Annotated in this window: 1 protein-coding gene; it reads right to left on the bottom strand. The window is 64.3% G+C overall.

What is annotated here, in order from left to right:
• Window positions 1–28 precede the first annotated feature (28 nt).
• The gene (locus tag FPZ47_RS27510) at window positions 29–1267 is read right to left on the bottom strand and encodes an ISL3 family transposase (protein ID WP_168209589.1); all 1239 of its coding nucleotides are present in this window, start codon (window positions 1265–1267) and stop codon (window positions 29–31) included.
• Between the last annotated feature and the right edge of the window lie 123 nt (window positions 1268–1390).

Raw genomic sequence — 1390 nt, 5'->3', positions numbered from 1 at the left:
GGCTCTATTGCCATGAATGTGGATGACCTCATGTGTGGTATGGGAGCTCGAGGGTGACCGGCCCGCAGACGAGCATGATCATGGCCAGTGCGTTCTGGGCGTTGTGGAAGCCGTAGGCCCTGCGGATGATCAACCGCACCTTGTTATTGAGCCCTTCGTGGCGGCCGTTGGCCAGACCGCGCTCGACTGCGGCTTGGATGCCGTCGACGTGTTTTTTGATGGTTTGGCCGACCTTGACGAACTGCGGGATCCGGCACCGCTGCGCCCATGAGCACCATTTCCCGAGTATGTCGGTGACGGTGTCGGTGTCGAGGTCCCCGGCGAACACCGCGCGTAGCGATTCTTTCAGCTCGTAGGCACGGACCAATGCGCCGCCCTCGCGTTTGAGCTGGGCAAGGGTGGCTTTCTGTGTGTCGGTGAGGGATTCGGGGTTCTTCAGCAGCGCCCAGCGGGCTCCCTTGTAGGTTTTGGCGATCTGCTTGTTCGACAGCTTGCGCGCGGACTGCCATACCTGGCGGCGGACGTCGTCGAGGGCGTCGGTGGCTAGCTTGATGACATGGAACGGATCGAAGCAGATCACTGCCTGCGGGGCATGTGCGCGAACGGATTTCGCGAATGCCGGCCCGAGGTCCATCGATACGGCCTGGATCTTCTTCGCACCGTCGGCGGGCAGGGCCGCGGTGAAGAACTCATCGAGAGTGGCCGCCTTCTTGCCCGGCGCACCCCACACGATTTTGCCGGTGTCGTGATCGGAGACCAGCGTCAGGTACTTGTGGTGCTTGCGCCAGGAGATCTCATCGACGCCGATGTCGACCAGCCCTGCGAGCCGGTCGGGGTCCAGTTTCTCGGCCACGACGCGCGAACACATCGCCCCGACAGTGCGCCACGTGACGCGGCAGAACGTCGACACCGTCTTCTTGTCACACTTGCCGGCCAGCCAGACCGCAAGGTCCTCGAAGTCGCGGGTGAACCCCGATCCCGGCCGCGCGAACGGCACCGACTCGGCTAGGACACCGTGGGCGGGGCAGCGCAACCGGCGTCGCCGCAGCTTGAGCACACATACCCGCCCGCCCAGGTCCAGGTGCCGCCACGCCGAGTCCACCACCCGTGTGTCGTAGCGGTGCCGGGTACGGAAATCGCAATGCGGACAAGACATCACCCGCTGTCGCGGGCGTACCCACACCGTCACCTCGTCGCCGAACTCGACGTCGCGGACCGTGGTCTTCGGCAGGTCGAGGACACGGTTGAGTAAGGTGGTCGCGCGCACGGGCAAGCTCCTGGGTCCGAGGTGTTGGAGCTTTCGAACTTATGGGCTGCCCGTGCGCCCAGACCGTCACGCCACGCGAGACATAGCACACCCCACCCGACCCACATTCATGGCAATAGAACC

The organism is Mycobacterium helveticum, from assembly GCF_007714205.1.
In the GTDB taxonomy this organism is placed as follows: Bacteria; Actinomycetota; Actinomycetes; order Mycobacteriales; family Mycobacteriaceae; genus Mycobacterium; species Mycobacterium helveticum.
The sequence above is the reverse complement of the archived record's forward strand: the minus strand, read 5'-3'. Positions and strand labels throughout refer to the sequence as shown.